The 5,540-nt window shown below is 64.1% G+C and carries 5 protein-coding genes, 1 tRNA gene, 2 pseudogenes and 1 other annotated feature; of the genes and pseudogenes, 4 read left to right on the top strand and 4 right to left on the bottom strand.

Going from position 1 to position 5,540, the window contains the following annotated elements:
• Window positions 1-743, bottom strand: a pseudogene (locus tag MET2598_RS39050) (IS3 family transposase); the annotation flags it as partial.
• Window positions 348-464: a sequence feature (AL1L pseudoknot), on the bottom strand. Its footprint overlaps the pseudogene before it by 117 nt.
• 747 nt (window positions 744-1,490) lie before the next feature.
• Window positions 1,491-1,826, bottom strand: a complete 336-nt coding sequence (locus MET2598_RS0111555) for a hypothetical protein (RefSeq protein ID WP_018260936.1) — start codon at window positions 1,824-1,826, stop codon at window positions 1,491-1,493.
• Window positions 1,827-1,991: 165 nt separating this feature from the next.
• Between MET2598_RS0111555 and MET2598_RS0111550 the strand changes: the two genes are divergently transcribed.
• Window positions 1,992-2,204: a hypothetical protein gene (locus MET2598_RS0111550; RefSeq protein WP_018260935.1), complete on the top strand. Its 213-nt coding sequence runs from the start codon at window positions 1,992-1,994 to the stop codon at window positions 2,202-2,204.
• Window positions 2,205-2,629: 425 nt separating this feature from the next.
• On the opposite strand, the gene MET2598_RS0111545 is transcribed toward MET2598_RS0111550, so the two are convergent.
• Window positions 2,630-3,037 (bottom strand): GFA family protein, encoded by a 408-nt coding sequence (locus MET2598_RS0111545; protein WP_018260934.1) that lies wholly within the window; start codon window positions 3,035-3,037, stop codon window positions 2,630-2,632.
• A gap of 804 nt (window positions 3,038-3,841) precedes the next feature.
• Between MET2598_RS0111545 and MET2598_RS0111540 the strand changes: the two genes are divergently transcribed.
• Window positions 3,842-4,051, top strand: coding sequence for a hypothetical protein (locus MET2598_RS0111540; RefSeq protein ID WP_018260933.1), 210 nt, complete (start codon window positions 3,842-3,844; stop codon window positions 4,049-4,051).
• Between the two features lie 27 nt (window positions 4,052-4,078).
• Here the strand turns inward: MET2598_RS0111540 and MET2598_RS0111535 are convergent.
• Window positions 4,079-4,154 (bottom strand) — tRNA-Ile (locus MET2598_RS0111535).
• Between the two features lie 795 nt (window positions 4,155-4,949).
• Between MET2598_RS0111535 and MET2598_RS42730 the strand changes: the two genes are divergently transcribed.
• Both MET2598_RS42730 and MET2598_RS39030 read left to right on the top strand, forming a co-directional pair.
• Entirely contained in the window at window positions 4,950-5,186 is a 237-nt protein-coding gene (locus MET2598_RS42730) for a hypothetical protein (RefSeq protein ID WP_084673824.1), read from the top strand.
• Window positions 5,187-5,219: 33 nt separating this feature from the next.
• Window positions 5,220-5,396 (top strand): annotated as a pseudogene (locus MET2598_RS39030) (transposase); the annotation flags it as partial.
• Window positions 5,397-5,540 lie beyond the last annotated feature (144 nt).

The raw sequence follows: 5,540 nt of genomic DNA, 5'->3' as shown, positions 1-5,540 counted from the left end.
CAGCTTGGCAACAATCTCCTCGGGCTTGGGTCGCTTCGCCATCTCGTCCGTCCTCCTGGCTCACAAGCCATACTTCAGGGCGGACCACTTCAAGGGGGGCTGACCAGGACCGTCTGTCCTCGCACCACCCCCGCCAAGCCCATCGTCCGCATCAGCCGCGCCACCGTGCAGCGGGCGGCCACGATCCCTTCTCGGGCGAGTTGCCGCCAGACCTTCCGGACGCCGTAGACGCCGAAGTTCTCCTCGTGAACGCGCCGGATCTCGCCCATCACCGCCGCATCGGTCTTGGCCCGCGCCGGCAGCCGGCCTGGGTCGGCGCGCCGGGCGACATGGACGTGGTAGGTGGAAGGGGCGATCGGCAGCACCCTGCAGATCGGCTCGACCCCGTAGGCATCCCGATGGTCGTCGATGAACGCGATCATGTCCGCGACCGGCGGTCGAGCTCCGCCATGGCGAAATAGGCCGACGCCTTCCTCAGGATCTCGTTGGCTTGGCGCAACTCGCGGTTCTCCCGCTCCAGTGCCTTGATCCTCTCGCCCTCATCCGTGGTCGGCCCAGCGCGCAGGCCCTGATCCCGTTCGGACTGGCGCACCCAGTTCCTAAGGGTCTCGCCCGAGCAGCCGATCTTCGGCGATCGACTGGATCGCGGCCCATTGCGAGCCGTGCTCGCCCTGGTGCTCCCGCACCATCCGGACCGCCCGCTCGCGGACCTCAGGCGAGAAGGGGGGTGTATGCTTCCTCATGGCTCCATCCTCTCAAGAGTTGGAGCCTCCGGGAAACCCGGGGCGGTTCACGGCCCAGCGCTCCGAGCTGGCGAAAGCAGCAGGGCTCGGCCAGGTCCGGCGCAAGCGGTGAGCCGAGCTTGTTGATGTAGAGAAAGCCCGCCACGGCCGGACCGGGCGGGCTTAAGTCAAGCTCAAGACGCTCACATCAGAGCACGATGTTCCCCGACAACCAAATAACATTTGTGATGCGCTGCTAAACCGTCTGGTTTCCGACACTTTGAGCGGCGCGGATATCACCAAGTTAGTCCGTGTTCCAACCTAAGCTAGCGGATCCCCCCCCCTGTGCGTTCCTCAAGCCAGGGCCGTCTGCACGCCCCGCAGGCTGATCGCCGTCGCGTCGCCAGGGTTTGCAGCCGGATCGTTCCCGCCCGCCGTGACGGCGTGCTGGGCGCCTCAAACAACGTACTTTCCATACGTAGTTTCTACTGACATAGTTCTGCGCCTCCAGAACGAGTCTGCATCGCGCAAGGGGGCAGACCATGCTTAGACGTCAAGCTTTCGTAGCTGGTCGGATATGGCGCGAGGAGCACCTGGACGCAGCTCCTGATCGAAGAAACCCTCTTCTATGTTTCGCGATCGGGTTCATGGCCTTGGGCGTTAGCTCAGCCGGAACGCTTCTTGTGCTGGTGAAGTGACGCCGTCCCGGCCGTCGCGGGCGTGATTGCCGTCAGTGGCGGGAAGGCCGACTCTCTCACTTGAGGGCAATCAGCCCTTCCCACCCCGCACCACCCGCAACCCGCCCAGGGCCGGCGGCAGATCGGGCGGCTTCGGCGGCCCGGTCAGGTCGGGGAAGTAGGCGTGACAGCGGGGCACGTACTCGTTGCCCTGCACCTTGTCGGGCGGCGGATAGGGGCAGTCGTGGGCGATGCCGTCCAGCACGCGCTCAAGGGGCGTGTCGGCCCCGTACTTCTCTGCCAGCCGGGCGAGCCGGTAGGAGCCCTGCCGCGAGGGGCAGATCGCGCAGGCCACCCGCACGATCACGAACGGGTACTGCGCCAGGCAGGTGACGCGCTGACAGCCGATGCCTCGCCCTGGTGCCATGCTCCGCCTCGTTGAGAACGAAACAAGAACATAGCGCATGAGGCGCGGCTCGGGATCCAAAAGGCGGACCGTCCCCGCTCACGCGAGCGTGAGGAGCACGGGAGCAAGTACCAGTCCCACGCGTTGCTGGGGCAAGACGGCAACAAGTCGGCTCGGAGGAGCGCCATGCCGAACCGCAACTACACGGTCCGTAAGGACCGCGGTGGCTGGGGCGTTTACTGTCTCCAGACAGGCGAGCCGGTCCGGGTGAACGGGCAGGCCCAGACGGGGCTGGCGCTTGAGACAGCCACGGAGCTTGCCGAGTCATTGAGGTTGCTAACGACGACCGGAGCCGACACCGTGGAACGGCCAACCGTGGACCGCCGGTCGATCCACTAGCTTGCGGGGCGTCCAGCGCACCTCTACGGGTACGCCTCGCCCTGGAGCCTGAGGCGCGCAGCGACGGCCCGCAACCCCACTTGGTCAATCCAGCCTGCCCGCTGCGCGTCACCATGATGCCGGGCCCGCGCACTCAATGCCGCGAAGCGCTTGAGCAGGTGCTGCGTATCATCGTCTATGGGCTGACGAGCAGGCGGTGAGATCACCAGGGTTGGCGGAAGCGGACGATAGATTGCGTGCCGTCGTGAAGCCTCGGCCATCCTGTGCGTCTCTCCTGCGAGCTGAGCCGGCTCTGTACCTCCGACGGAGCAACATGGACACCCCACAAGTTGCTCTTCGCCGGGTTAAGATTGTGCTCGCCCTCGTGCGTGTGAGGCTCACCCGTTCGCGTAAGATCAATTGTGGGACCATGTGGGGCCGGGTGCTTACTTCATGATCCCTCGGGCGTGCTTCTCAGTAGCTTCCAGCATCCGATCCCACGGCTGAGCGCTCTCGGTGAACACCTCAGCTCGGGGGTTGTGGATCGACGGATCATCGAGGCTGCTCGCGGCGAGCGCGACGATGCCCGGCATCTTCTCCAGTCGGATGCTCACTGGGTTGCCGCACGACGGGCAGAATTCCCGCCACACCAGCTTGCCGCTGCCGCCGACCACCTCGTGCTGCTTCACGGTGCCTTGCACTCGCACGGTCGCCTTCGGTACCACCACCAGGGCCGCATAGGCGCTGCCCGTTGCTCGCTGACAGTCGCGGCAATGGCAGTTCAACATGAGGACAGGATCGGCCTCAGCCTCATACCGGACTGCGCGGCACGCACACCCACCAGTCAAGCTCATGGCCATTGTCTCCCCCTGTTTGCCTAATCGGTACCCGCATCAAGGAACTTCGGCCAGCCCTCCCACAGCCCAGCTCGCGCGACTGAGAATATACCGTCTGACGCGTAATGGCCTGTACGGAACCGATTACGGAATCTGCGGACAGTTTCCGGAAGACCTCGGAGGCGGTCCGGCCGGGGCGCCAGTCGAGACCGAGTAGAACGGCTTCCCGCGACCCGGGCCGCGCTGGTGGATCATCTTGGTTGATGTACGACGGCCGGACACGTCCGCGGGGCGTGGAGGGGGTGGAATGCAACCGCTGGCAAGGACCGATTATCCGCACCACGCGTTCAGAGACTCGTTCGCGCAGGTGGACTTTCCAGAGGTGCTTGACCATCTATCATCCCAAGAGGGAAATCAGGACGCTCTGCCAGCCTCCTGATATCGCTAAGCCAGTAGATTTTGCCGCCACAGCTGATACGTACTGTGGGATTAAATACGTAATCTTGCGCAAGAAAAAACAGAACGGCCTCTGAGAGCCTCTCAAAGGCTCGTGTTCGGCTGCTGATACCAGCTTCTCTACTTCGAGTGCGCGTCTCTGGCCAATGACATACAGCGTAATGGTTCCAGTCCAATTTGTCGTGCATCGAGGTTTTCCCGGTCCGGACTGCAAATTACGGCAATACTGACCAATCTTCTCATCCCAGCAGCAGTGTCCACAGCACTCGTACCGTTATTGATTAACAGAAAATGCCAATTTTGGTGGCGCATCTCGCTCCCAAGCTTCGTGGTTTCTGCTGAGACACTTGAGAAGGAGGCGGCTGCATGACGTCAGAGCAAAAGCGGCTGATGGCTTATCTCGACGTTGTCGATGGATGGGTGACGCTTTTCGAGCTCACGGAGGATCGCTGTCTGCTGCGCGATGACGACCTGTTTGTCCTTAGTCTCGTTGCAAGAGGTTGGGTCGATCACGACGTCTGGGGCGGTGCGGTCCGCATCAACGAGGCCGGGCGCGCTGCTTTCGAGAGGGCGTAAGCGGAAGTTGTTCACCGCCTCTGTCACTGGTGGGCCCGGCAGGACTTGAACCTGCAACCACACCGTTATGAGCGGCCGGCTCTAACCATTGAGCTACGGGCCCCAAAGCGAAACCCCACCGGTCGGTTTTAATTTCACCGTCCCGGCGACGATAGCAAGTGGAGGGCTAGTTGCAACCTTCTCTCGTCCCGAAATTCAAAGGGCCGCCGGGCAGCAACGTTACCAACTGCCTCGGATCTGTAGGGACGGATCCATCGCTCGACCATCGTTGTCCTAACGCGTGGTGCTTTGCGCTCGTTTCGCGGCTCGTGCTTGGCAGCTGGGACGGCGAGAGTGCTGGGATGCTTCGACATGCCCAGCATCGATGAGCCTACGTGGTTAACACGTGGTTTATGTCTGATGGCTCCCCGGGGAAGCCCGACGCGCATGGAGCGCAGAACCGGATCGCGCTACGGACGGCGATCACGCTGACCCACCGGACGAAAAAGCCCGCCCGGTGGGCCGCCGGGCGGGCTGGTACGGTAGACAGACGTAGCGTGTTTGCCACGCGGCCAGGACTGGCCGCGGCAGCGTGATAGCTCGGCAGCCTTGCCTCGGGCTTCCCGCCCGCCCCAAGCCTGCACCCGGCCACCCCGGCGGGTGACCTTGCTCTCGTCGAAGAGCCGATCGGTCATCACCCGGGCCTGGACCTTCATGCCGTCGTGGGTGTGGACACGCACCGTGCCGCAGCCCTGCTGGGGCTCGGCATCGGCCGGAACGGTCAAAGCGATGCTGCCGTTTGGCTCCCACAATTTCGGGAGCCCTAAATAGGAACTTGCTATGCCAGCGTGCAAAACTCTGATCTAATACACGCTCAGGTTTCATCCCTGAGGGAGGGCGAAGCCGGTCTGCAACTCATATGAAGATGCTCGCTCTACCCGTCGCGCTTGCCGCCGTCGCCCTGGCGAGTGCTGCCCCTGCCGAGGCCCGAGGCTGCATCAAGGGAGCCCTGGTCGGCGGTACAGCCGGTCACGTCGCCGGCCATCATGGCGTGCTCGGAGCCGCTGCCAGGTGCGCGGTGGGACGGTGGCACGCCAAGCGCACCAGCTCGGTGACCAGGGGCTCGCGCACCAGGAACGCGTCCCACGTCTACTGATTGTCCTGCAATCGATGAGCCCGTCAGGATCGGGCGGGCTATGGGCTGACGCCCCGGCTCTACCAGTCGGGCGAGACGGCGCGGGTGGGCCGGGTGTCGAAGTGCGGGGACGCGATGATGCGGGCGGCGCTCTACGAGGCGGCCCTGGTGCTGCTCACGGGGTGGCGGGACCGCTGGAGCACGCTCAAGGCCTGGGGCATGGGCGTGGCGGTCGTGTCCCCAGGCGTGGTGTAGCTGCGGCGTGGCGGCCACGGTCACCGGGCGGGGCCGGGACGATCAGGCTGCCAGGGTGGGCAGGCTGACAAGAGGATCATCGCTGATCGGGGCGATGCTTTCCAGGGTCAGGTAGCGGGC

The organism is Methylobacterium sp. WSM2598, from assembly GCF_000379105.1.
GTDB lineage: Bacteria > Pseudomonadota > Alphaproteobacteria > Rhizobiales > Beijerinckiaceae > Methylobacterium.
The sequence above is the reverse complement of the archived record's forward strand: the minus strand, read 5'-3'. Positions and strand labels throughout refer to the sequence as shown.

Excerpts from the sequence above, each read along its gene's own strand:
- MET2598_RS0111545 (WP_018260934.1), bottom strand. The coding sequence starts at position 3,037 with ATGAGCTTGACTGGTGGGTGTGCGTGCCGCGCAGTCCGGTATGAGGCT.
- MET2598_RS0111550 (WP_018260935.1), top strand. The coding sequence starts at position 1,992 with ATGCCGAACCGCAACTACACGGTCCGTAAGGACCGCGGTGGCTGGGGC.
- MET2598_RS0111540 (WP_018260933.1), top strand. The coding sequence starts at position 3,842 with ATGACGTCAGAGCAAAAGCGGCTGATGGCTTATCTCGACGTTGTCGAT.
- MET2598_RS0111555 (WP_018260936.1), bottom strand. The coding sequence starts at position 1,826 with ATGGCACCAGGGCGAGGCATCGGCTGTCAGCGCGTCACCTGCCTGGCG.
- MET2598_RS42730 (WP_084673824.1), top strand. The coding sequence starts at position 4,950 with ATGAAGATGCTCGCTCTACCCGTCGCGCTTGCCGCCGTCGCCCTGGCG.